Genomic DNA, 24,138 nt, shown 5'->3' with positions numbered 1-24,138 from the left:
CACGAATCCGCATGTTCAAGCCAGTCGATATCTAGCTATAACTCGTTGAACAAATAAAAGTTTTCGGGCTTTTCAAGATATCCACCGGCCCAACAACTACCACTATAAAATCTTAAAAACTTAAAAGCAGGAGTAGGGGACGCATGCAATTCAGCATCCAGAGGGAAGTACTGCTCAAACCCCTGCAGCAGGTGGTGGGCGTCGTGGAACGCCGCCAGACGCTGCCCGTGCTGGCCAACCTCCTGGTTCGCGCCTCCGGTAGCGAGGTTTCGTTTACCGGTACCGATCTCGAAGTAGAGATGATCGCCACGACCGCCGCCGAGGGCGTGCAGGAAGGCGAGATAACGATTCCGGCGCGCAAACTGTTCGACATCGTTCGCGCGCTTCCCGATGGCGCACGCATCGACATCAAGTTGAACGGCGAGCGCATTGCGCTGAATGCCGGTCGTAGCCGTTTCACGCTTGCCACGCTCCCATCCAGCGAATTTCCGACCATCGACGAAATCGAACTGGTCGAACGCGTCACGCTTCCCGAGGAAGTGCTGCGCGACCTGATGGACCGCACGGCATTCGCCATGGCGAATCAGGACGTGCGCTACTACCTCAACGGCATGTTGCTGGATCTGCAAGAGCACACGCTGCGTTGCGTCGCGACTGACGGCCATCGGCTCGCGCTCAAGGAAACGAAGCTCGAAAGCTCGGTGTCCGCACGCCGGCAGATCATCATTCCGCGCAAGGGTGTCAACGAGCTGATCGGCCTGTTCGAATCGGGCGAGGGCTCGGTCGAACTGGAATTTGGCCGTAATCACCTGCGCGTGCGTCGCGGCGGTGTCGTATTCACCTCCAAGCTGATCGATGGCCGGTTCCCGGACTACGAGGCGGTCATTCCACTCGGTGCAGATAAGTCGGCGACGATCGAGCGCGACGTGCTGCGCAGCGCGCTGCAGCGCGCCGCCATCCTCTCCAACGAGAAGTATCGCGGCGTAAAGCTCGAACTGACCCCGGGCCGGATCAAGATCGTGGCGCACAACCCCGAGCAGGAAGAAGCTCAGGAAGAAGTGGAAGCCGAGACGGTCGTCGATGACTTGGCAGTCGGCTTCAACGTGGGGTACCTGCTGGATGCGCTCGGCGCGCTTCGCGGCGACAAGGTGCGGATCAATCTGCGCGATGCGCAGTCGAGCTGCCTCTTGCAGGAAGAGGGCAACGACGAGGCGCGGCACGTGGTGATGCCGCTCCGTCTCTGACCGTTTTCACGCCAAGTCGCGTGGCGGTCGGCCAAGGCGCCGGGGATGTCTTCGACACCCCGGCGCTTTTCGTTTTGGAAGGGGATGGCGCGGGATGAAGTTCGAATCGTTGCGGATCGCCGGGCTGCGCTGTCTGGACGGTGTCGCGGTTACGCCGTCGCCTGGCATCAACGTCTTCGTCGGTTCAAATGGCGCTGGGAAAACCAGTGTGCTGGAAGCGGCATATCTGCTCTCCCACGGGCGATCGTTCCGTGCCGGGTCGCGCGATGTGCTCTTGAAGCGGGGCGCCACGTCGCTTTCGGTCTTTGCCGAGGTGCGATCGGCGGATGGCCGTGTGCGCCGAATCGGGCTGGGCCGCGATGGCTCGCGGTGGCAGGCCAGGATCGATGGCGATCAGGCGGCGTCCCTCGGCGCTTTGGTGCAGGAATGTGCCGTCGTCTGCTTTGAGCCCGGATCGCATGATCTGATCGCTGGCGCGTCCGACGAGCGGCGGCGTTTCGTCGATTGGGGTCTGTTCCACGTGGAACATGAATTCATGGGGCGGTGGCGGCGCTACCAGCGGGCTCTCAAACAGCGAAACGCACTCCTGAGGGCAGGCGGGGCAGCGGTGGACGATGCTTCCCTGGCGCCCTGGGAGGCCGAGTTAGCTAGCGCGGGTGAAGACATGACCGCGTACCGCCGGACCTACTTGGATCGACTACTTCCTCACGTGCGCAGTTTCATGAACAACGTGCTGCCGGAGCTTGGCGTGTTTTCCGTCCGCTACCGCCCAGGCTGGGACGAGACGGAGGATCTGGCGGCCACCCTGGTATCCCGGCGGCTACGGGACATGGCACGGGGTCACACAACGGTAGGCCCGCACCGCGCCGACTTTTCCATCACCTTCGAGCATGCTCCGTTACGTGAGCACCTCTCCCGAGGCCAGGAGAAACTATGTGCTCTGGCGTGCCTGCTGGGGCAAGCCTCCCTGCACGCTGAGATTCGCGGAGAGTGGCCTGTCGTCTGCCTCGACGACCTTGCATCCGAGCTGGATCGTACCCATCAAGAGTGGGTTGTAGCCCAACTTCTGGGGCGCGACGTTCAGGTCTTCGTCACCGGCACTGAGATCCCTTCCGCCCTCGTGGAACGCCCTGTGACGGTGTTCCACGTGGAACAGGGTGCCGTCACGGCTTTGCTATAATCGACCGACTGTCCCGACGCCTTTACGCGCCGCCTCGGGACCGCATTCTGGCGCCATCACCGGGCATCGCATGAACGAACCTCTCGATCCGACGAACTCGAATACCTACGACTCGGGCAGCATCAAGGTCCTCAAGGGCCTGGAAGCCGTCCGCAAGCGTCCGGGCATGTACATCGGCGACACTGACGATGGTACGGGCCTGCACCACATGGTTTTCGAGGTTGTCGATAACGCCATCGACGAAGCCCTTGCCGGTTACTGCGACTACGTGACGGTCACCATCCATCAGGACGGTTCGGCCAGCGTGGCGGACAACGGCCGCGGCATTCCGGTAGATATCCACCCGGAGGAGGGCCGCTCCACGGCCGAAGTCGTGATGACGGTGCTCCATGCCGGCGGTAAGTTCGACGCCAACTCGTACAAGGTGTCCGGCGGCCTGCACGGCGTGGGTGTGTCCGTGGTCAACGCCCTGAGCGAGAAGCTCTGGCTGACCATCTGGCGCGAAGGCAAGGAACACCGCCAGGAATACGCCCACGGCGAGCCTGTGGCGCCCATTGCCGTGACGGGAGACACCAGCCGCCGCGGCACCATGGTGCGGTTCCTGCCCAGCCCGGCCACGTTCACCAACAACATCGATTTCCATTACGACATCCTGGCGAAGCGCCTGCGTGAGCTGGCCTTCCTGAACTCGGGGGTCACCATCGAACTGCTCGACGAGCGGAACGATCGGAAAGACATCTTCGCTTACGAGGGCGGCATCAAGTCCTTCGTGCAGCATCTGGCCGAGTTGAAGACGGCGCTGCACCCCACGGTCATCAGCTTCAGCTCGCAGTCCGAAGGCATCACCGTCGAACTCGCCATGCAGTGGACGGATGCATACCAGGAAACGATGTTCTGCTTCACCAACAACATTCCCCAGCGTGACGGCGGCACCCATCTCACGGGCTTCCGCGCGGCGCTGACGCGGACGCTGCAGAACTACATCGAGAAGGAAGGCCTGGCCAAGAACGCCAAGGTCGGTCTGTCGGGCGACGACATGCGCGAAGGCATGATCGCCGTCCTCTCCGTGAAGGTGCCGGATCCGAAGTTCTCGTCGCAGACGAAGGACAAGCTCGTCTCCAGCGAGGTGAAAACCGCGGTGGAGCAGGTCGTCAACGACAAGCTCGCCGAATTCCTGTTGGAGCATCCGGCGGAAAGCAAGGCCATCGCCTCCAAGGCCGTGGACGCCGCCCGCGCCCGCGAGGCCGCCCGCAAGGCGCGCGAAATGACTCGCCGTAAGGGCGCGCTCGACATCGCAGGCTTACCCGGCAAGCTGGCGGACTGCCAGGAGAAGGATCCGGCGCTTTCCGAACTGTTCCTGGTCGAGGGTGACTCTGCAGGCGGCTCCGCCAAGCAGGGCCGCAATCGCCGTACCCAGGCCGTACTCCCGTTGAAGGGCAAGATCCTCAACGTCGAGAAGGCCCGTTTCGACAAGATGATTTCCTCTGCCGAGGTTGGCACGCTGATTACCGCGCTGGGCACGGGCATCGGCAAGGAGGAATACAACCCGGACAAGCTGCGCTACCACCGCATCATCATCATGACCGACGCGGACGTGGACGGCTCGCACATCCGTACACTGCTGCTGACTTTCTTCTACCGCCAGATGCCCGAGCTGATCGAGCGCGGCCACGTCTACATCGGCCTCCCGCCGCTGTACAAGGTGAAGCAGGGCAAGCAGGAGATGTACATTAAGGACGACAACGTCCTGAACGAGTACCTGATCGCCAGCGCCGTGGACAACGCGTCCTTGGTGCCGGAAGAGGGCGCACCCGCCATCGACGGTGTGGCACTGGAGAAGCTGTTGCGCGATTACCAGGTTGCCCTGGACCAGATCGAGCGCCTCAGCCACCGCTTCGACACGGCGGTGCTCACTGCGCTGATCGAACACACGCCGCTCGGCGAGGATCTCTGGACCGACGAAGCACGTATGCAGGTCTGGCTGGACGGCATCGCTACGCGCCTCACCGCCAGCGGCCTGGGCAAGCCGAGCTATACGCTGCGCTTCCGCCCGGCACTGAACGAGCAGGGCGCTGCGATCGAAGTGGAGCGCAAGCAGCACGGCCTCAGCCACACCTGGATCATGCCGCAGGCTTTCTTCGGCGGTCTGGAATTCCGCGCTATCCAGTCCATTTCGCAGCAGCTGGCGGAACTGGGCCTGCAGCCTGGGGCGGTGGTTCGTCGCGGTAACGCCTCGCGTGGCGTGCTCAACTTTGCCGATGTGCGCAACTGGTTGCTCGACGAAGCCAAGAAGGGTCGTACGATCCAGCGCTTCAAGGGCTTGGGCGAAATGAACCCCGAGCAGCTCTGGGAAACCACGGTGAACCCGGAGACCCGGCGCATGCTGCAGGTGGGTATCGAGGACGCCGTGGCGGCCGACCAGATGTTCTCGATGCTGATGGGCGAAGCGGTGGAACCGCGTCGTGAATTCATCGAATCCAACGCACTGAAGGTGGCCAACCTCGACGTGTGATCCATCGCGCCGACGGTTGAACCACGAAACAGACGCCCGGCTGGCGACGGCCGGGCGTTTTCGTGTTCCACGTCACAGCCCGAAGTGACGTGGATGAAAATGGCGTTTTCAAGGCAACCTTTGGCCTACAAATCGGTAAGCGCCAACATTCTTCTAACAAGTCATTGTTTTGACTCTGCTTTTTTCTTGCACTGCGACTTGTTCTTAGGAATCGAATCAGGGTAACCTCTGTAGTCCCCCGGAGAGCCGCCTTGTGCGCCGACTCCTTCAACAGAGGTCTGTCAATGAAACAGGGTTCCTTCATCAAGTTGGCGCTCGCTACCGCGATCGCACTTTCCCTGGCCAGCGGTGCCGCCGTCGCGCGCGACACGGCTCCCAAGGACAAGAAAGAAGCGCTGTATCCGAATGCCACTCGTACGGAACCCAAGCTCGATCTCAAGAGCGAGAAGGACCAGAAGGCGCTCAACGAAGGTCTCGATGCCGCGAACAACGGCGAGAAGGACAAGGCCCTCCAGCTTCTGCAGCCGCTGGCCGATGGTTCGGCCACCAGCAGCAAGTACGCGCAGGCGCTCGCCCTTCAGGGCATCGCGAACATGAAGTACAACGATGGCGACGTTAAGGGCGCCATCACCACGCTGAAGCAGGCGCTCGATATCGGTGTAATGCCGAACGACACCTACTTCCAGCTCAAGTACATGTACACGCAGTTCCTCGTCGCGGACGAGCAGTACGACGCCGCGCTGAAGTCGCTCCAGGAATGGCGCGCCGAGGGCAAGAAAGAAACCGCCGATTCCTACGGCCTCGAGGGCAACATCGACTATCGCCTGGGCAAGTTCCCGGAAGCGATCGCTGCCATCACCAAGGCGAAGTCGATGCCGGACGCGAAGCCGCAGGGCTCGTGGGACCAGATCCTCGCCGCCAGCTACGCCGAGACCGGTCAGGGCGACAAGGCCGCCGAACTCGCTGCCGCCGAACTGCAGAAGAATCCCAACGATCCGACCGCGCTCAACAATGCCGCGTCCGCCCTGATCCAGGCGCAGAAGTATCCGGACGCGATCGCGCTGATGGAGAAGGGCCGTGCGTCGGGCGCCTTCAACGACGAGAAGCAGTACATCAACCTCGCCAAGGTCTACCTGATCGACGGCCAGGACCACACGGACCGTCAGGAAGCCAACGCGGCGAAGGCTGCGGCCGTGCTCGACGACGGTCTCGCCAAGGGCGTGGTCAAGCCTAGCGCCGAGGTCTACAAGCTCCAGGGTGACGCTGCCATCACCGCCGGCAAGGAAGATGCGGCGCTGGCTGCCTATCAGAAGGCTGCGCCGCTCGCGAAAGACGGCGAGGTCATGCTGAGCGTGGCGCGTCTCCAGCTCCAGAAGAATCAGTACGCCGCGGCCGAGAAGTCCGCGACGGATGCCATCAGCAAGGGTGTGCAGCATAAAGGCCAGGCCTATATGGTGCGTGCGGAAGCCAAGCGTGGTCAGAAGAACAAGCAGGGTGCTATCGCGGACATGAAGCTCGCGGCGCAGGACCCTGAAACGTCTGCCAAGGCCAACGCCTGGTTGAAAACCGCAGGTACCGGTAAGTAAGGCTTTGTAAAGAGCCGGAAGGGGGGCTTGTGGATGGTCATAAACCTTCCCTTCAGGAGCTATACAAACGCCATATGCTGGTGTAACTTGCATACCTTTCCGCTTGCAGAAACCTGCGTTTTCGGCAATGTCAACCCGCCGAGCGCCGGAAAGCAGTGCGGGCTCACTTCCGCTTGATTAGCTCTTGATAGTGACTGATGGCCTCAAGTAACGAATCAACCGGCCAAGCGCCGTTCAGTTGGGGGCGCACAAGTGCGTTGGCAGTAGCCATCGCGCTGCACTCGTTCGCTTTCCTGCTGCTGGTCGCGCCCATGGCGCCGCCCAAGACGCAGGAAAAGCAGAAAGAGAAGGTGGTACAGGTCGATTTCATCGAACCGCCGCCGCCGCCCCCCGCCTCCTCCTCCGCCGCCGCCGCCGGAACCCCCAAGCAGCCGCCGCCGAAGATCATTCAGCAGGTGAAGCCGCCGCCGACACCGCCGCCGCCGGCCCCGCCGCCGCCGGCTGTCGAGGAGGCAAGCACGAATGCCGTTCCGGCACCGCCGCCGGCGCCCCCGCGCCGCCTGCACCGCCGGCCGACATCGCGCCGAGCGAGAATCTGTCGTACCGTCAGCGCAACCCGCCAAAGTATCCGCCGCAGGCGGTTCGCCAGCGGCATGAAGGTACGGTGGTACTTCTGGTCCTCGTGGGTGTCGACGGTGCGCCGAAAGACATCCAGGTCGATCAGTCCAGCGGTTTCCGCGAACTGGACAAGGCAGCGCAGGATGCGGCAAGGAACTGGCGATTCAACCCGGGCAAGCGAGGCGGTCAGGCCGTCGAAGGCTATGCACGTGTCCCCGTTACGTTCAACCTAAACCAGCTGTAATTCCTCACTTACAGCTATTAAGTTCACGCTTGACTTCCCAAGGGTAGCGTTATGTTGCAAGACACCTCCGCTCAGCCTGCTAATCCAGGTCAAAACTCCAACGCCGACGCCCTCAAGCAGATGGGCTTCGACCACCTGATCCACAACTTCGACTTCCTCGGTTGGATCGTGTTCGTGGTGCTGGTCGCGATGTCCGTGCTCTCGTGGTACTTCATCGTCGCCAACTTCATCCGTAACAGCATGGTGCGTTCGCGCGCCGACAAGGTCATCCAGGGCTTCTGGAACACCTCGTCGACGCAGGAAGCCATTCGTATGCTCGAAGAGCAGCCGAAGGGCGAACCGTTCTCGAAGATCGCGCTCGACGCCGCTTCGGCCGTCGCTCACCACCAGCAGGCTGCTGGCGGTCGCCTCGCCGAGACGCTGTCGCGTTCGGAATTCATCGATCGCGCCCTGCGCCAGGCCGTCGCTCGTGAGAGCCTGCGTCTGGAAGGCGGCCTGACCCTGCTCGCCACGGTCGGTTCGTCGGCTCCGTTCATCGGTCTTCTCGGTACGGTGTGGGGTATCTACCACGCGCTGATCGGTATCGCCGCTTCGGGTTCCGCGTCGATGGACAAGGTGGCCGGCCCCGTCGGTGAGGCGCTGATCATGACCGCGTTCGGTCTGTTCACCGCTATCCCGGCCGTGCTCGCGTACAACTTCTTCATGCGCTCGAACCGCCTGACCTACGCCCAGTTCGACGAATTCGCGCATGACCTGCACGACTTCTTCGCCACCGGCGCTCGCGTCGAAGGTACGGCGCCGGTCGTCGTCAAGAAGTAAGGAGCTGACCCATGGCTATGTCCAGCGGTGGCAACAGCGGCGGTCCGATGTCGGAAATCAACGTCACGCCGCTCGTCGACGTGATGCTGGTTCTGCTGATCATCTTCATGATCACGGCGCCCCTGATGTCCCACAAGGTCCAGATCGATCTGCCGAAGGCGAATCCGAACGTTAAGGATGACACCCCGGTCGAGCCGATGGATCTCGCGGTCAAGCCGGACGGTACGTACTTCCTCAATGACGGTGAAGTCAGCGAGGCTGAACTGAAGGCTCAGTTTGCGGTTGCGGCGGCGAAGTCGCCGCAGCCGGAACTCCAGATCCGTGCGGACCGCACCACCGAATACAAGGTGGTCAAGAAGATCCTTGGCGACGCCAAGGACGCCGGCATGGTCCACGTCGGCTTCATGTCGACTGGCAAGGAGTAACGAACATGGCATTCAGTTCAGGCAACTCCGGTGGCCCGATGTCGGACATCAACGTCACGCCGCTCGTCGACGTGATGCTGGTGCTCCTGATCATCTTCATGATCACGGCTCCGATGCTGTCGCATAAGATCAAGATCGATCTGCCGCAGCCGAATCCGAACATCGTCAACCCAGAGAATCCGCCGGATCCCGTCCGGCTGCAGATTCGCCAGGATGGCTCGCTGTACTGGAACGACACGCCTGTCGATGAACTGGGTCTTCGTGCCCAGATCGCGGTGATTGCCCAGCAGTCGAACCAGCCGGAACTGCAGATCGACGCGGATGACGCGGTTCAGTACGAGGTCGTGGCACGCGTGCTTTCCGACGCTAAGGGCCAGGGCCTGACCAAGATCGGTTTCGTCAACGCGCAGTAATCGATCGATCGTCCGGTAATACCGAAAACCCCGCCTCTCGGCGGGGTTTTTTTATTTCAGGATGTCCAGGTAAGCGCGGACGGTATTCGCCAGGCCTTGATACAACGCCTCGCCGATCAACGCGTGCCCAATCGACACTTCGGCCAGGCCAGGAATCGCAGCCTTGAACGTGCCAAGGTTCGCCTGGCTCAGATCATGCCCGGCATTTACCGCCAACCCTGCCTGCTGTGCGCGTCGCGCCGTGTCGGCAAACGATTCCAGTTCGGCTCGCGCGTCGCCTTCGTGGAACGCTTCAGCGTACGGGCCGGTGTAAAGCTCGATGCGCTGCACGCCAATGGCTTTCGCTTCTTCGAAACCCGCACCGCCCGCGTCGACAAAGACACTGACCCGGCAACCGATCTCACGAAACGCCGCCACGATCGGCTTCAACGTCTCGATGTCCTTGGTCAGGTCGAAGCCGTGGTCAGAAGTGATTTGACCGTCGCCGTCGGGAACCAACGTCACCTGCGTCGGCTTCACCTCACGGCAGAGCGCCAACAGACCGGGATACGCACCGCGTGCACCCGCGAACGGATTGCCTTCGATGTTGTATTCCACGCGACCGCGCAGCAATCCAGCCAACGTGCGTACGTCGTCGGGCGTGACATGCCGCATATCGGGGCGAGGGTGAACGGTGAGCCCGCCGCAGCCAGCTTCAATGCAGGTATTGGCAGCGGTAGCGATGCTTGGCTCGGTGCCGCCGCGCGAATTGCGCAAAACGGCGATCTTGTTCAGGTTAACGCTGAGTAGGGTCATCGACGGTCCATAAAAAAACGCACGCCACCATTGCGACGTGCGTAATGACTGTCATCTCAGCATAACTCGCCACGTCCCTGTGGCGCACTCCACGGCTCACACACACATCAGGTAAGACACACCCCGATGCGGAAAGGTTCAAACCGAAGATGTGAAGACGCGAACGCGGCGCTCGCCACCGCGCCACGCCAGCGCCGCGACCCGTTCGTCGCCCAGGGCCACCGGTCGTACCTGCCATTCAGACGCCGGGCCAACGTCACCTTCGAACTCCCAGGGCACGGCACCCCCGCGAGCGAGCCTGAACGACACGCGGTGCAAGCCGTACGACAGCCCACCACCGTGTGCCTTGAGTACCGCTTCCTTGGCCGTCCACAGGGCTAGAAATCCGCCCAAGTGGGCGGCCTCGGGGAGCGTGTTCAGCTCGGCAGCCTCGTCCGGTGCAAAGAACCGCCGTGCCAGCTCCAGCGCCCTCGGCCGGGGCCGAACCACCTCCACGTCAACGCCGATAGCGAATCCTGACGGCCCCTTGCCGACGGCAAGAAGCGCGACGTCTCCGCTGTGCGACCAGTTGAAGCCGAGGGTGTCCAGTGGTGGTGGGAACGTAGGTTTTCCGTGCTCCCCACGGACGATGATCGGTGACTCGGTCACACCGGTATAAGCGCCCAACAAGCGCGCGAAGACGTCCTCGCCAGCACCGCCCGACCAGGCGGTTTGCCAGAGATGAATTTCGTCGTCGGCGAGGGGTGCTACGTGGATGGCATCAAGGTCCATGCCGCGATGCTACCGCCTTGACCCGAACCATGGAGCCTGCATTCTCAGTGATGTGAAAACCTCTACGCTCAGCGCGGCGCCGGCAGGCGTCATCCGCTTGGGCGCAACGGGTGTCGAGCGACCGCGCACGCCCTAGAATGGGGACGTTAGCAAGGGGAGCCCAATCGTGATGGCAGGCTGGCTGCTGCTTCTGGTGTCGTTGCTCTACGTAGGCTTGCTCTTTGGCATCGCCTACGTGGGCGATCGCCGGCCGCTTTATCCTCGTCAGCCCAAGCTGCGCCCGCTCGTGTACAGCCTTGCGCTGGCCGTGTACTGCTCGTCTTGGACCTTCTATGGGGCGGTGGGCACAGCGGCCGTGTCCGGCCTCGCGTATCTGCCGATCTACCTCGGGCCCCTGCTGCTGTTCGTGCTCGGGTTCGGTCTGTTCGAGCGACTCGTGCTCGTGGCGCGCGAACGCAACATCACGTCCATCGCCGACTTCATCGCGGCGCGCTTCGGCAAATCGCATGGCCTTGCTGCGCTCGTCGCTGTGATTGCCGTCGTCGCCGTCATTCCGTACATCGCGCTGCAGTTCAAGGCCGTGGCTATGTCGTTCGCTGTACTCGGCGCCGGCAACTCCGCCTGGTGGTTCGGTGATACGGCCTTGTGGTGCGCTGCCCTCCTTGCCGTGTTCGCCATCCTGTTCGGCACCCGTAACATCGATGCGACCGAACATCATCACGGCATGATGCTGGCCGTCGCCGTCGAGTCGCTGGTGAAGCTACTCGCCTTCGTTGGCATCGGCGTCTATGCCTATATGCATGGGCCCGGCATTGCCGAGACGCTGCGTACGCCGCTGACACAGGTCGAGAAAGGCAGCATGCCACCCGGCTTCGTTGCACAGACGCTGCTCGCGTTCTGCGCCATGTTCTGCCTGCCGCGACAGTTCCAGATCGGCGTCGTGGAATGCGAAGACCCGCGCGATCTGCGCCGCGCACGCTGGTTCTTTCCCGCGTACATGGTGCTCATATCCTTGGCCGTGCTGCCGATCGTCAGCGCGGGACTGCGTTTGCCCCAGGTCACGCAGGGGCACGTGGACGCGTGGGTGCTGAATCTACCGCTCGCCCTTGGCGACAGCGGTGTTGCGTTGGTTGGCTTCGTCGGAGGATTCTCGGCGGCGACCGGCATGGTAATCGTCGCTGCCGTGGCGCTTGCCACGATGATAAGCAACGACTTGGTGATGCCGGCACTGCTGCGTGTAAAACGATTCGACCTGGAACGACGTGGCGATCTCTCGCATGTCGTCCTGCTCGTACGCCGTGTGGCGATCGTGGTGCTCGCAGCGCTTGCGTATATCTATTACCGGATCATCGCCAACGCGGAAAACCTCGCAGCCACGGGTCTGCTCTCCTTCGCCGCCGTCGCGCAATTTGCCCCAGCCATCGTCTCCGCGCTGTACTGGCGAGGCGCCAGTCGCATCGGCGTGCAAGTGGGCTTGCTGGCAGGTTTCGTCGTCTGGGGATACACGCTGCTGTTGCCGGCGATGACCCGCGCGGGATGGCTGCAGAGCCAATGGATCGAAGATGGTCCGTTCGGCATCGGCTGGTTGAAGCCGACTGAATTGTTTCATGTCACGGGGTGGGAGTCGGTCACGCACGGTACGTTCTGGTCGTTGCTGTTCAACGTCGGCTGCCTGGTCTTTATCTCCCTTCGCTTTAGACCCAGTGTCGCGGAGCGATTGCACGCGGCATTGTTCGTCGATCCCTTCGTACGCAGTGCGACGGGTGCGGGCGACTGGCGCGGACGCGTGACGGTTCGCGATCTCGGTACCATTGCAGGACGCATCGTCGGTGACCGTGTGACCGCGCGCGCGTTCAACGAGTATGGCCAACGGCATGGCGTGACGCTGGCACCGAGCGACGCCGCCGATCGCCCTCTCATCCAGTTCACCGAGCGATTGCTTGCGAGCGCCGTCGGCGCCGCGAGCGCACGGCGCATTCTCATGGGCGCGCTGTCGGGAACCGGTCTGGACATCGCCGAGGCGATGGCGCTGATGGACGAAGCGTCGCAGGAGCTGCGCTTCAATCGTGAGCTGTTGTCCACGACGCTGGAAAACGTATCGCAAGGCATCAGCGTGGTGGATGGTGAGATGCGACTGGTCGCGTGGAATCGCCGTTACCTCGAGTTGTTCGATTACCCCGACGGCATGGTCTACGTCGGCCTGCCCGTCGCCGACCTGATTCGTTGGAACGCGGAGCATGGCGAATGCGGGCCCGGTGAAGTCGATGAACACGTCGCGAAGCGCATTCGCTACATGCGCGCCGGCTCGCCGCACGTTTTCCAGCGCGTGCGTCCGGACGGCACGGTGATCGAAATGCGCGGACGCGCTCTGCCTGGCGGCGGCTTCGTTACCACGTTCACGGATGTCACGGCCTATAAGCACGTGGAACAGGCGCTCATCGATGCCAACGAAACGCTGGAACAGCGTGTCGAAGATCGTACGGCCGAACTGTCCGAAGCATTGAACGCAACGGCGATTGCACGACGCGAAGCCGAAGCGGCAAATGCCTCAAAGACACGATTTCTCGCCGCGGCCAGCCACGATCTGCTTCAACCGCTGAACGCAGCGAGACTCTTCACCTCCGCGCTGCGGCAGCATCCCGGTCTCGATGGCGAGGTGGCGCAACTGGCCGAGCGGATCGACGCGTCGTTCCGTGCCGCGGAAGACTTGCTTGACGCCTTGCTCGACGTATCCCGTCTTGACGCAGGCAGCTATCGGCCGGAGATTGCGCCGTTTGCATTGGCCGACCTGTTCGATTCGTTGAAGCAGCAATTCGCCGTGATCGCGGAGCAGCGCGGACTGACCTTGCACGTCGTACCGAGTTCGCTATCCGTGCGATCGGATGCGCAGCTTCTTCGCCGCATCGTCGCCAACTTTCTTTCCAATGCCTTGCGCTACACCCGTGCCGGAGGCGTCGTACTCGGCGTGCGCCGCAAGGGCGATGAAGTACGCATCGAAGTATGGGATACCGGCCCCGGTATTGCCGACGAGCAACAAGCGCGCATCTTCGGCGAATTCCAACGTCTCGAACGTCCTTCGCCTTGGGGTGAGAAAGGCCTTGGGCTCGGGCTATCCATCTGCGATCGACTGGCCGGCATTCTCGACCACCCGTTGTCGTTGCGTTCGCGCATCGGCCGCGGCAGTTGTTTCAGCATCACGGTTCCACGCGCAGCAGCAGTGTCACGCAAACGTCCGCCCGCCGTCGTGCGCCCCGGCGGCGGCGAACAGCTACCGCTGACGGTGCTGTGCCTCGACAACGACGAGACCATCCTCGATGGCATGCGCGCGCTGCTGGGTCGCTGGGGCGTGGACTGCCGAGTGGCTATCGATATCGACGCGGCTTGCGCTGTGCTGGCAGAAACGCATGTCGACCTGATCCTCGCGGACTATCACCTCGGTGAGGGCATGGATGGCCTCGAAGCCTTGCACCTCCTGGGCACGAAGATCGCGCCGATGCCCCCGGCGGCGATGGTCACGGCGGACGGCAGCACGGAGTTGAAGCAACGTGCGCGCGCACTGGGCTATCCGGTGTTGCACAAACCGGTACGGCCCGCCGCCTTGCGTGCCCTGCTCGTCGCGCTGGCGAAGCGGACAGGGACGAACGCCGCCTGACGTGTCACGACCGGCGACGCGAGCCGCCGGAAGGCCTCATCCCTCTTCGGGAACGCTCGGCAGGGCTTCCTGCTCCACATCGAGATGGCTCGCAGCGAGCGCCACCTGCGTTCGATTGGAGACGCCGAGCTTACGCATGATCGCCGTCATATGCGCTTTCACCGTGGCCTCCGAGACACCGAGATCATAGGCAATCTGCTTGTTGAGCAGACCTTCCGCAATCATGGTCAATACGCGGAACTGCTGCGGCGTCAACGTCGCAACACGTGCTGCGACGTCGGCCTCGTCGGCTTTCAATTCGACGCTGCCGCCCACCAGTTGGTGTGGGAGCCACACGTCGCCATCGAGCACCGTGCGTACCGCTTCCACGATCTGTTCCACGGCCGCCGACTTGGGTATGTACGCCGATGCGCCATGTGCAAGCGCACGACGGGCCACCTGCGCCTCCTCGTGGCCGGAGACGACGATGGTCGGAAGGCCTGGATACTGACCGCGGATATGCGCAAGCGCGGAATAGCCACGCGCACCTGGCATGTGCAGGTCCATCAACAGCAGGTCGGCGTCCGGCAACGACTCGATCAAGGCGAACAGCGCAGGCACGCTGTCCGCCGTGTGCACGGTGGCATCCGGCACGGCCGCCAGCACCGCGCGCTGCAAGGCATCGCGGAACAGCGGGTGGTCATCGGCGATCAAAACGTACATGGGGTAGACCGAGAGAGAGTGTTAACGGTGAACAGTGGATGGTGAAGCGTGAGTAGCGAGCACTCTGGGGAAACCTACGGTTCACGCTTCACGGTTCACTCTTCACTACTTTATCAACCGCTCTTCAACGAGGTTCTTCACGACGCCAGGATCCGCCAGCGTGGACACGTCGCCGAGCTGATCGGGCTGGTTTTCCGCGATCTTGCGCAGGATGCGGCGCATGATCTTGCCCGAACGTGTCTTCGGCAGGCCAGGGGCCCACTGCAGATGATCGGGTGCCGCGATAGGACCGATCTCCTTGCGCACGCCCGCGATCAATTCCTTGCCCAGCGCATCGCTGCCGGATTCGCCGGCCACGAGGGTGACGAAGGCATAGATGCCCTGACCCTTGATGTCGTGGGGACAGCCCACCACGGCCGCCTCGGCCACCTTCGGATGCGCGACCAGGGCGCTCTCCACTTCCGCGGTACCGATGCGGTGACCGGAGACGTTGATGACGTCGTCCACGCGACCGGTGATCCAGTAATAACCGTCTTCGTCGCGTCGCGCGCCGTCGCCGGTGAAGTAGTTGCCGGGGTAGGTCTTGAAATACGTGTCGACGAAGCGCTGGTGATCGCCATACACCGTGCGCATCTGGCCCGGCCACGAATCGGTAATGACGAGGTTGCCGCTGCACGCGCCTTCCTGCTGCGCGCCGTTGGCATCCACGATCGCCGGCTGGATGCCGAAGAAAGGCAGCGTCGCCGATCCGGGCTTGAGATCCGTTGCACCAGGCAGCGGCGTGATCATGAAGCCGCCCGTCTCGGTCTGCCACCAGGTGTCCACCACAGGGCAGCGCTCGTCGCCGACCACGCGCCAATACCAGTTCCATGCTTCCGGATTGATCGGCTCGCCGACGGTACCGAGCACGCGCAGGCTCTTGCGCGAGGTCTTCTTCACCGGCCCCTCGCCTTCGCGCATCAGCGCACGGATGGCCGTGGGCGCCGTATAGAACAGCGTGACCTTGTGCTTGTCCACTACCTGCCAGAACCGGCTGAAGTCCGGGTAATTGGGCACGCCGTCGAACATGACCACCGTGGCCCCATTTGCCAGCGGACCATAGACGACGTAGCTATGACCGGTGATCCAGCCCACGTCGGCCGTGCACCAGTAGATGTCGTCTTCGCGCAGGTCGAAGGTCAGCTCGTGCGTGAGGCTGGTATAGACCAGGTAACCGCCGCTCGTGTGCAGCACGCCCTTGGGCTGGCCGGTCGAACCGGAGGTGTACAGCGTGAACAACGGGTCTTCCGCGCCCATCGGTTCGGGCTCGCAGGTGGTCGACTGCCCTTCCATCAACGTGTGATACCAGCGATCGCGCGGCGACTGGAACTGGATGGCGCCACCCGTGCGGCGAACCACGATCACCGTCTCCACGCTGTTCGTGCGTGGACGGGTCAGCGACTCGTCCACGTTGGCCTTCAACGGAATCTTCTTGCCGCCGCGGCAGCCCTCGTCGGCGGTGACGATCAGCTTCGCACCCGAATCGGCGATGCGGCTGGCAAGCGAATCCGGCGAGAAACCGCCGAACACCACGGAATGCACGGCGCCGATGCGCGCGCACGCAAGCATCGCCACGGCGGCTTCCGGAATCATAGGCAGGTAGATCACCACGCGGTCGCCCCTGACCACGCCGAGATTCTTCAGCGTGTTGGCGAACTTGCAGACTTCCGTGTGCAGCTCGCGATAGGTGAGGCTCCGCGTTTCGTTCGGGTCGTCGCCCTCGAAGATGATGGCGGTCTTGTCGCCGCGCGTTTCGAGATGCCGATCCAGACAATTGGCCGAGACGTTGAGCTGCCCATCTTCGTACCAACGGATGTAAAGGTCGCTCGGGTCGAACGAGACGTTCTTGATCTTCGTCGGCGGCACGATCCAGTCGATCCGTTCGGCCATCTCCTTCCAGAAGCCGTCGGGATCCTGGATGGAGCGCGCGTACATGCGCTGGTAGTCGTCCTTGCGGACGCGCGCCCTGGCGGCAAAGGCGGGATCGACCGGGTGTAGATCGGACATGCTGGCTCCTGCGATACGTGGGCTTCGGCGCTGCCGAAAGAGTGCGTGGGGCTTTGCGAGGAAGTTTATCTCTGCGGCGCAGCATAAAGCTGCGACCTCGCTACGACTTTGGTCGAGGTTCGACCTTTGGCGAATGGCACGGCTACGGGCCGTGTCACATGCTCGGCCTGCCAATGGTTGGGGAGACCATGATGAAGACGATCCGTTCCGGTGGCCGCAAGGCCATCGCCCTGAGTGTCGCCTGTGCGCTGATGTTGCCGATGGCCGTAGTGCCTGATCTGGCTCACGCCCAGTCGAAGTCGAAGAAGACGTCCAGCCGCGAGGCGGAACTGGAGTCCCGCGTCAATCAGCTCGAGCAACAGCTTGCCGAGCTGAAAGCGATGATCCAGGAGCAAAAGGCCGAGACCAGCCAGGCGACCGCCACGGCGCAGGCCGCCCAGACCCAGGCGCAGCAGACCGATGACAAGGTCGCCAAGGTGGAGAAGGTCGTGGCCTCCGCGCCCGCCAAGCCCACCTTCAGCTCGGCACCGGGCGTCTCGGTAGCGCTGCACGGTTTCATCAACGCCAACGCGTTCTCGCAAAGCAAGGGTTACACCTTCGGTAACGGCGCCAACGCCGAATATCCGATCCCGGGCCAGGGCGGCCGGGTAAACGATTCGCTGAGCGGCGTGGACATTCGCAATACGCGTTTCTGGCTCGATTTCACCGGCGCGAAGTTCACTGAGAGCTGGGCCGGCAGCGGTCGTATCGAGATGGACTTCTTCGGCGGCTTCAACGGCACGGGTCCTTACAGCCAGCAGCAGCCCACGCCGCGCCTGCGTCAGGCCTATATGGACCTCACCAATGCTTCCACGGGCACCACGTTCCGCATCGGCCAGATGTGGGATCTCATGTTCCCGCTCGAATACATTCCTCAGTCGCTCTCGCATATCGCGTTCCCGCTGGGCTACGGCACCGGCGTGATCGGCTGGCGCTACCCGGGCGTGATGTGGATGCAGGATCTCAACCACGGTTCCGAAGGTACCAAGTGGCGCTTCGACCTGGCGGCATTCGAGGGTAGCTGGAACGGCCCGGGTCAGACGACCAATTACCTCACCGCAGGCAATGCGGGCTTCAAGCCGCAGGTGGAAGCCAGGCTGACGGCGAAGGGCGGCAACTGGCAGGCCTTCGCTGCCGCGCACTACAGCAAGATGGACCTCCATGGTGTCGACGGCACGGTGATCACGCCGATCAAGAGCAACATCAAGAGCACGGCCGTGGAAGTGGGCGGCATGTGGACGCCCGGCAACTTCATCCTGAAGAGCGCCGTGTATACCGGCACGGCGATCGGGCAGCTCTTCGGCGACCTCTCGCAGTTCGGCGACATCAAGGACAAGGGCGGCTACCTGCAGGTGGGCTACAAGTTCACCCCGAACTGGAGTGTGTACGGCACCTACGCGGCAAGCAACCCGGATGACCGCGACGTGCTCCGCTGGCGCGCCGCGAATACCGCGGGTCTGTTGAAGAACCGGCAGAACGCGCTGAGCCTGCAGTACACCGCGGGTGCCTACGACTTCAGCGTGGAATGGATCCACAGCAATCTCGACTCGAGCACCACCAACGGGCTCGGGCGCCAGAAGACCTCTGCCAACGAGTTCACGCTCAACGGCAACTACCGTTTCTGATCGGAGACCGACATGGCGACAACTGCAGGCGGCCTCCGTGCCGATGGCACCATCGGAACCAGCCACAAGCGCGTGATCTTCGCGTCGAGTCTGGGCACCGTTTTCGAGTGGTACGACTTCTACCTTTATGGCTCGCTCGCCGCGATCATCGGCAAGCAGTTCTTCACCGGACTCAACGAGACCAGTCAGTTCATCTTCGCACTGCTCGCGTTTGCTGCCGGCTTCGCGGTGCGTCCGTTCGGCGCGATCGTGTTCGGTCGCATCGGTGACTTGATCGGCCGCAAGTACACGTTCCTGGTCACCATCGTCATCATGGGTACGTCCACGTTCCTCGTGGGTGTGCTGCCGGGGTATTCGACACTTGGCGTGGCAGCACCGGCCTTGCTGATTCTGCTTCGCCTGCTGCAAGGCCTCGCGCTCGGTGGCGAATATGGCGGTGCGGCAACCTACGTGGCCGAACATGCACCACAGGGCAAGCGTGGCTTGTACACCAGCTTCATCCAGATCACGGCGACGTTCGGACTGTTCCTGTCGCTGCTGGTGATTCTCGGCACGCGTCTCGGCCTCGGCACCGAAACCTTCGAAGCATGGGGTTGGCGTATTCCGTTCCTGATCTCGGCCGTGCTGGTCGGCGTGTCGGTGTACATCCGCATGCAATTGCAGGAGTCGCCGGTGTTCCGCCAGATGAAGGCGGAAGGCAAGCATTCGAAGGCGCCGCTCACCGAAGCCTTTGGTCAGTGGAAGAACCTGAAGCTGGTGATCCTCGCGTTGTTCGGTGCCACGGCAGGCCAGGCGGTGGTCTGGTACACGGGCCAGTTCTATGCGCTGTACTTCCTCACCCAGAGTCTCAAGATCGACGGCACCACGGCAAACCTGCTGATTGCTGGCGCACTGCTCATCGGCACGCCGTTCTTCGTGTTCTTCGGCTGGCTCTCCGATCGTATCGGGCGCAAGTCGGTTGTCCTTGCCGGTTGCCTGATCGCCGCGCTGACGATGTTCCCGATCTTCAAGGGCCTCACTCACTTCGGCAATCCCGCCGTCGAAGCGGCCGCCGCCTCGGCACCGGTGGTCGTCACCGCCGATCCGAAGGCCTGCACGTTCCAGTTCGATCCGGTCGGCAAGAAGACGTTCACCAGTTCGTGCGACGTGGCGAAGAGCGTGCTGGCGAAGAAGGGCATTCCATACAGCAATGCCGCGGCACCTGCAGGCACCGTCGCCACGGTGAAGATCGGCGACGAGGTCATCGAGTCCTTCGAGGGCGCCACACTCGACAAGGCCACGTTTACCGAGCAGAACAAGGCGTTCGTGGCAAAGGTCGGTGCGCAGGTGAAGGCAGCGGGCTATCCCGAGAAAGCCGACCCGTCGCAATCGAACTACCCGATGCTTATCGTGCTGCTGGCGATCCTCGTGCTCTACGTAACGATGGTCTATGGCCCGATCGCAGCCTGGTTGGTGGAAATGTTCCCGACCCGCATCCGCTATACGTCGATGAGCCTTCCTTACCACATCGGCAACGGCTGGTTCGGTGGCTTCGTTCCGACCATTGGCTTCATGCTCGTTGCCTGGAAGGGCGACATCTACTACGGCCTCTGGTACCCGGTGGCTGTGGCACTGATGACCTTCGTCATCGGCCTGTTCTTCGTGAAGGAGACGAAGGACCTGCCGCTGGAGCATTGAGCCGAAGGAGCATAGAAACCTCGGAAGCCGGCGACTCGAGCGAGCGCCGGCTTTCGTGTTGTTAGTCGATGCGCATCACGCGATAGGCGCGCCATGCTCCCCGTCCTTGCACGACGTTGGCGTGGCGACTACGCTCCGTGCGCGAAGTGCGTCGCGCCGCGGCTGCACGGTCGCCTTACGGGGGCATGCACGCGTGACGCTAGAAACAGTGGAAATAAAGGCGTTTGTTCCGTCCCGGGACTTCGAGCTTTCGAAGGCCTTCTACGTCGATCTGGGCTTCGAAGTCGCATTCTCCGACGACAGCCTGGCGTACCTCAAGGCAGGCGAGTGCGCCTTTCTGCTGCAGCGCTTCTACGTCAAGGAGCACGCTGAAAACTTCATGATGCACATGCTTGTGGCAGACGTCGACGCATGGTGGCGTCGCCTAGAGGCGAGCGGCCTTCCTGCCAAATACGCCGTCAAGGCGTCACCGCCGGAAGACCGTCCCTGGGCCATTCGCGATTTCGTGATCACCGATCCCACCGGCGTCCTCTGGCGCATCGGTACGAACATCGAGCGGAGAGGTTAGCCGCCGCGCCTCCCTACCGCGCGGGTAGGGAGACGGGCTGGACGGTACGTCAGTCGCCCTTCGCGGCAACCTCGATCAGGCTCGCCACGTCCTTCGGGTGCGAGATCATCACGAGGTGCGAAGCGCCCTTGATCACGACGGTCTTCTTCGACTTGGCGCGATCAGCCATGAACTTCAATGACTCAGGCGGAATGCCCTGGTCGGCGGTGCCGTAGATGTGCCACGAAGGAATGTGCTTCCAGGCCGCGGCCGTTTCGGCTTCGTCGAACGCCGCGGCGGCGATCGGGCGTTGCTCCGCCGCCATCACCGTGGCTCGCTTGAGCGGCACGTCAGGGAACAGAGCGGGGTACTTGTCCTGCTGCACGTAAAGATCCTTGTCGCCGTTCGACAACGCCACGGGCGGTGCGAGCACGGGACCGAGCGTGCTGCCGGGAAACTTGCCTACCAACTGACCTGCCGTCTCACCCACATCCGGCGAGAGCGCAGAGACGTAGACGAGCGCCTTCACGTTGTCCCTGCCTTCGGCCGCTTCGGTGATCACCGAGCCGCCGTAAGAGTGACCGACGAGCACGACCGGCGCCTTGATGCTGGCCAAGAGGTCCGCGATATAGGCGGCATCGGTTTTCACGCTGCGCAAGGGATTGGCTGGGGCGACGACGGTGAAGCCGTCCTTGTGCAGTTGCTCGATCACGCCATTCCAGCTGGAGGCATCCGCAAAGGCGCCATGCACAAGAACGACCGTGGGTTTGTCCGCAGCGAAGGCCGCGGCTGTGCTTAGTGCAGCGGTGGCGAACAGGGCGGCGCGAAGTAGCGAACGACGCATGAGCAAGTCTCCCGATGGGCAGGTAAGGGCAGTGGGGCTAACGAATGGGTCGGGCGCGAGGCAGAGGGGCCCTGGGACATCGCGCTCCTCGGGCGTCGCCAAGGTGGCTCCGATTGGAGCACTCGATCACCTAAGCTTCTTGTCATTTGCTGCTTATTGGCTCAGCGAGGTGGGACAAGTCCGACAAGGGCCGACCTAGGATCGCGGCGGCTGAGACTGCGACATCGTACATTTGTACGATGTCGCATCCCATCTCCCCCATCCGCCCGCACAAGGGCCGCGGCGCCCTTTCCAACCCGGAAGGGCGCTTCGAAACCACGCGCGCCACGGCCGAGGACGATGGCTGGTACCGGGAGGACGAGGTCGTACGACCCCGCACGGAAATCCGCGAAGAGCTCGCCCGCTCGGTCATCAGCAAGAACGACTCACCGGATGTCGGCTTCGACCGGGCACTGAACCCCTTCCGCGGATGCGAGCACGGCTGCATCTACTGTTACGCACGCCCGTCGCACGCGTACCTCAACCTTTCGCCAGGTCTCGACTTCGAGACGAAGCTGTTCGCGAAGAGCAACCTTGAAGAAATTCTCCGCAGCGAGATCTCCAAGCGTAGCTACGTGTGCAAGCCGATCAACATCGGCAGCAACACCGATCCGTATCAACCGATCGAGAAGGAATGGCGTCTCACCCGCGCCGCGCTGGCGTTGCTCAACGCATGCAATCACCCTTGCACGATCGTTACCAAGAACGCGTTGATCGAGCGCGACCTCGATATCCTCGCGCCCATGGCAAAGCGCAACTTGGTCCAGGTGTTCGTGTCGATCAACTCGCTGGACAACAAGCTCGCCGCGAAGCTCGAACCACGTGCGTCAGCGCCGCATCGTCGTATGCACGCCGTGCGCAATCTGCGCGACGCAGGCGTACCCGTCGGCGTGCTTGTCGCACCGATCATCCCCGCACTCAACGAACGCGATCTCGAAGCCATCATCGAGCAAGCCGGCGCCAACGGTGCGAACGCGATCGGCTACACCTGCATACGCCTGCCACACGAACTCAAGCAGTTGTTCCGTGAATGGCTGGACCAACACTATCCCGACCGCGCCGCGCACATCATGAGCCTCATCCAGCAAATGAATGGCGGCAAGGACTACGACAGCAACTTCGCCACACGCATGCGCGGGCAGGGTGTTTTCGCGGACATCATTCGCAAGCGGGTGCAGGTGGCAGCGCGGAAGGCGGGGCTGAATCGTGCCTGGGATACGGTGTTGGATACATCGCAGTTCGTGCCGCCACGGGTGCATTCGCCGCAGGGCGAGTTGTTTTAGATACCTGCGGCCAGCCGTCGCCTCATCGCGCTGAAGCCGGGTGGGAGCCAGCCTGCTGGCGATAAGCCAACGAAGCGGTGTAGCCGTGAGGCTGGCTCCCATCGCCAGCAGGCTGGCTCCCACCTACCCATTACGGCAGCGGCAGACTGATCGAATGCGACTTCATCGTGGCCGACAAGCTGGGGAACGGATCCACGCCCGACATGGTGGTGACATCGCTCACCGATACCACCGTGCAGGTGTACTGCTGGAGGTTGGTGCAGAGGTAGGCGCCCGTACCGACGCCCGGCTCGTAGATGGCCTTCCACGTATAGTCGGGCACCTTGACGTTGTCCGCACCGATGGTGGTGCTCGAACCCGGTTCGAATGCCGGACCGGTCACCACGTAGACTTCGCCCTGGTCCGTCGCGACCGAGCGCACGTAGTTTTCGATGCGCTCCCACTGGCCCGCATTGAGCGAATGGAACTGCGGTACCACGTTGGCCATCGAGAAGGTTTCCTTCTCGTTCGACAGCGTTGACGCGTCGCCGGCCGGAGACATGTGGCCGCGATCGTAGCCGCTGTTGGTGTAGTCGGACGACTGCGAGCGATCGGCGACCGGGATGCCGGTTTCCGCGTGCCACGTGCCGGTACGGCCGATGGATTCCGAGCCGGCGATCTGGCTGGCGGTGAGATGTTCGGCCGAGTACAGCGGGCCCTTGGTGACGCCCGAGGCCAGTAGCGCGTATTCGGTATGACACACCTCGGTGGTGCGCGCGGTCAACGACGTATCGATGGCCGGCTCTACGCCGCCGGTGAACAGATCCGGACACGCGGTACCCGCATAGCACGAGCCGGACACGACGAAGAACGCGACGAACAGCCAACCGCTCAGACGATTCATGTGTTGTTTCCCCAGTGATGTTGTGCCGCGAGTCTAGGCGCGTCATGTTTCTGTCTTGCGCAAATCGATCGCATGAACCTGCGAAATTCTCGGTTTTGTGACCGTCAGCACGTCGATCGTGCTTCGTCCGAAATGGGGTATGGCGAAACGATGTTTTGTGTTGCGCGTGCTCGGTTGCCTTTCGTGCATAACTG

At 62.6% G+C, this 24,138-nt stretch carries 19 protein-coding genes; 13 read left to right on the top strand and 6 right to left on the bottom strand.

Going from position 1 to position 24,138, the window contains the following annotated elements; genetic code table 11:
• Positions 1–143 precede the first annotated feature (143 nt).
• From dnaN to IM816_RS18620, 8 genes are all read left to right on the top strand, one after another.
• Positions 144–1,244, top strand: coding sequence for a DNA polymerase III subunit beta (gene dnaN, locus IM816_RS18655; RefSeq protein ID WP_072323396.1), 1,101 nt, complete (start codon positions 144–146; stop codon positions 1,242–1,244).
• 94 nt (positions 1,245–1,338) lie between these two features.
• Positions 1,339–2,424, top strand: coding sequence for a DNA replication/repair protein RecF (gene recF / locus IM816_RS18650; protein WP_250339266.1), 1,086 nt, complete (start codon positions 1,339–1,341; stop codon positions 2,422–2,424).
• 70 nt (positions 2,425–2,494) lie between these two features.
• Positions 2,495–4,936: a DNA topoisomerase (ATP-hydrolyzing) subunit B gene (gene gyrB, locus IM816_RS18645; RefSeq protein ID WP_250339265.1), complete on the top strand. Its 2,442-nt coding sequence runs from the start codon at positions 2,495–2,497 to the stop codon at positions 4,934–4,936.
• A gap of 284 nt (positions 4,937–5,220) precedes the next feature.
• On the top strand, positions 5,221–6,522 hold the full coding sequence (locus IM816_RS18640) for a tetratricopeptide repeat protein (protein WP_250339264.1): 1,302 nt from the start codon (positions 5,221–5,223) through the stop codon (positions 6,520–6,522).
• A gap of 664 nt (positions 6,523–7,186) precedes the next feature.
• Positions 7,187–7,384, top strand: a complete 198-nt coding sequence (locus IM816_RS18635) for an energy transducer TonB (protein ID WP_250339263.1) — start codon at positions 7,187–7,189, stop codon at positions 7,382–7,384.
• 51 nt (positions 7,385–7,435) lie between these two features.
• On the top strand, positions 7,436–8,203 hold the full coding sequence (locus IM816_RS18630; protein ID WP_072323401.1) for a MotA/TolQ/ExbB proton channel family protein: 768 nt from the start codon (positions 7,436–7,438) through the stop codon (positions 8,201–8,203).
• Between the two features lie 11 nt (positions 8,204–8,214).
• Positions 8,215–8,628 (top strand): ExbD/TolR family protein, encoded by a 414-nt coding sequence (locus IM816_RS18625; protein WP_072323402.1) that lies wholly within the window; start codon positions 8,215–8,217, stop codon positions 8,626–8,628.
• Positions 8,629–8,633: 5 nt separating this feature from the next.
• Positions 8,634–9,041 (top strand): ExbD/TolR family protein, encoded by a 408-nt coding sequence (locus IM816_RS18620; RefSeq protein WP_072323403.1) that lies wholly within the window; start codon positions 8,634–8,636, stop codon positions 9,039–9,041.
• 51 nt (positions 9,042–9,092) lie between these two features.
• Here the strand turns inward: IM816_RS18620 and IM816_RS18615 are convergent, their stop codons facing one another.
• Positions 9,093–9,836, bottom strand: coding sequence for a pyridoxine 5'-phosphate synthase (locus tag IM816_RS18615; RefSeq protein ID WP_250339262.1), 744 nt, complete (start codon positions 9,834–9,836; stop codon positions 9,093–9,095).
• 138 nt (positions 9,837–9,974) lie between these two features.
• Positions 9,975–10,607: a 4'-phosphopantetheinyl transferase family protein gene (locus IM816_RS18610; RefSeq protein WP_250339261.1), complete on the bottom strand. Its 633-nt coding sequence runs from the start codon at positions 10,605–10,607 to the stop codon at positions 9,975–9,977.
• 166 nt (positions 10,608–10,773) lie between these two features.
• Here IM816_RS18610 and IM816_RS18605 point away from each other — a divergent pair, with 166 nt between their 5' ends.
• Positions 10,774–14,259 (top strand): hybrid sensor histidine kinase/response regulator, encoded by a 3,486-nt coding sequence (locus IM816_RS18605; protein WP_250339260.1) that lies wholly within the window; start codon positions 10,774–10,776, stop codon positions 14,257–14,259.
• 36 nt (positions 14,260–14,295) lie between these two features.
• On the opposite strand, the gene IM816_RS18600 is transcribed toward IM816_RS18605, so the two are convergent.
• Together IM816_RS18600 and acs are read right to left on the bottom strand one after the other, a co-directional pair.
• A complete protein-coding gene (locus tag IM816_RS18600) occupies positions 14,296–14,961 on the bottom strand; it encodes a response regulator transcription factor (RefSeq protein ID WP_250339259.1) in 666 nt (221 codons plus the stop codon).
• A 105-nt stretch (positions 14,962–15,066) separates the two neighbouring features.
• Complete coding sequence (acs, locus tag IM816_RS18595; protein WP_250339258.1) at positions 15,067–17,007, bottom strand: acetate--CoA ligase; 1,941 nt, start codon at positions 17,005–17,007, stop codon at positions 15,067–15,069.
• Positions 17,008–17,195: 188 nt separating this feature from the next.
• Between acs and IM816_RS18590 the strand changes: the two genes are divergently transcribed.
• The 3 genes from IM816_RS18590 (at position 17,196) to IM816_RS18580 (ending at position 20,916) form a co-directional block, all read left to right on the top strand.
• Positions 17,196–18,671 carry a hypothetical protein gene (locus IM816_RS18590; protein ID WP_345779956.1) on the top strand — a complete coding sequence of 492 codons (1,476 nt, stop codon included), beginning with the start codon at positions 17,196–17,198 and terminating at the stop codon, positions 18,669–18,671.
• Positions 18,672–18,683: 12 nt separating this feature from the next.
• A complete protein-coding gene (locus tag IM816_RS18585) occupies positions 18,684–20,348 on the top strand; it encodes an MFS transporter (protein WP_250339257.1) in 1,665 nt (554 codons plus the stop codon).
• Positions 20,349–20,541: 193 nt separating this feature from the next.
• A complete protein-coding gene (locus IM816_RS18580; protein ID WP_250339256.1) occupies positions 20,542–20,916 on the top strand; it encodes a VOC family protein in 375 nt (124 codons plus the stop codon).
• 49 nt (positions 20,917–20,965) lie between these two features.
• Here the strand turns inward: IM816_RS18580 and IM816_RS18575 are convergent, their stop codons facing one another.
• Positions 20,966–21,739 (bottom strand): alpha/beta fold hydrolase, encoded by a 774-nt coding sequence (locus IM816_RS18575; protein ID WP_250339255.1) that lies wholly within the window; start codon positions 21,737–21,739, stop codon positions 20,966–20,968.
• A 239-nt stretch (positions 21,740–21,978) separates the two neighbouring features.
• Here IM816_RS18575 and IM816_RS18570 point away from each other — a divergent pair, with 239 nt between their 5' ends.
• Positions 21,979–23,061 (top strand): PA0069 family radical SAM protein, encoded by a 1,083-nt coding sequence (locus IM816_RS18570; RefSeq protein ID WP_250339254.1) that lies wholly within the window; start codon positions 21,979–21,981, stop codon positions 23,059–23,061.
• A gap of 130 nt (positions 23,062–23,191) precedes the next feature.
• On the opposite strand, the gene IM816_RS18565 is transcribed toward IM816_RS18570, so the two are convergent.
• Positions 23,192–23,944, bottom strand: coding sequence for a DNA/RNA non-specific endonuclease (locus tag IM816_RS18565; RefSeq protein WP_250339253.1), 753 nt, complete (start codon positions 23,942–23,944; stop codon positions 23,192–23,194).
• Positions 23,945–24,138: the final 194 nt, after the last annotated feature.

This window comes from Luteibacter flocculans (assembly GCF_023612255.1).
GTDB classification, from domain to species: domain Bacteria; phylum Pseudomonadota; class Gammaproteobacteria; order Xanthomonadales; family Rhodanobacteraceae; genus Luteibacter; species Luteibacter flocculans.
The sequence above is the reverse complement of the archived record's forward strand: the minus strand, read 5'-3'. Positions and strand labels throughout refer to the sequence as shown.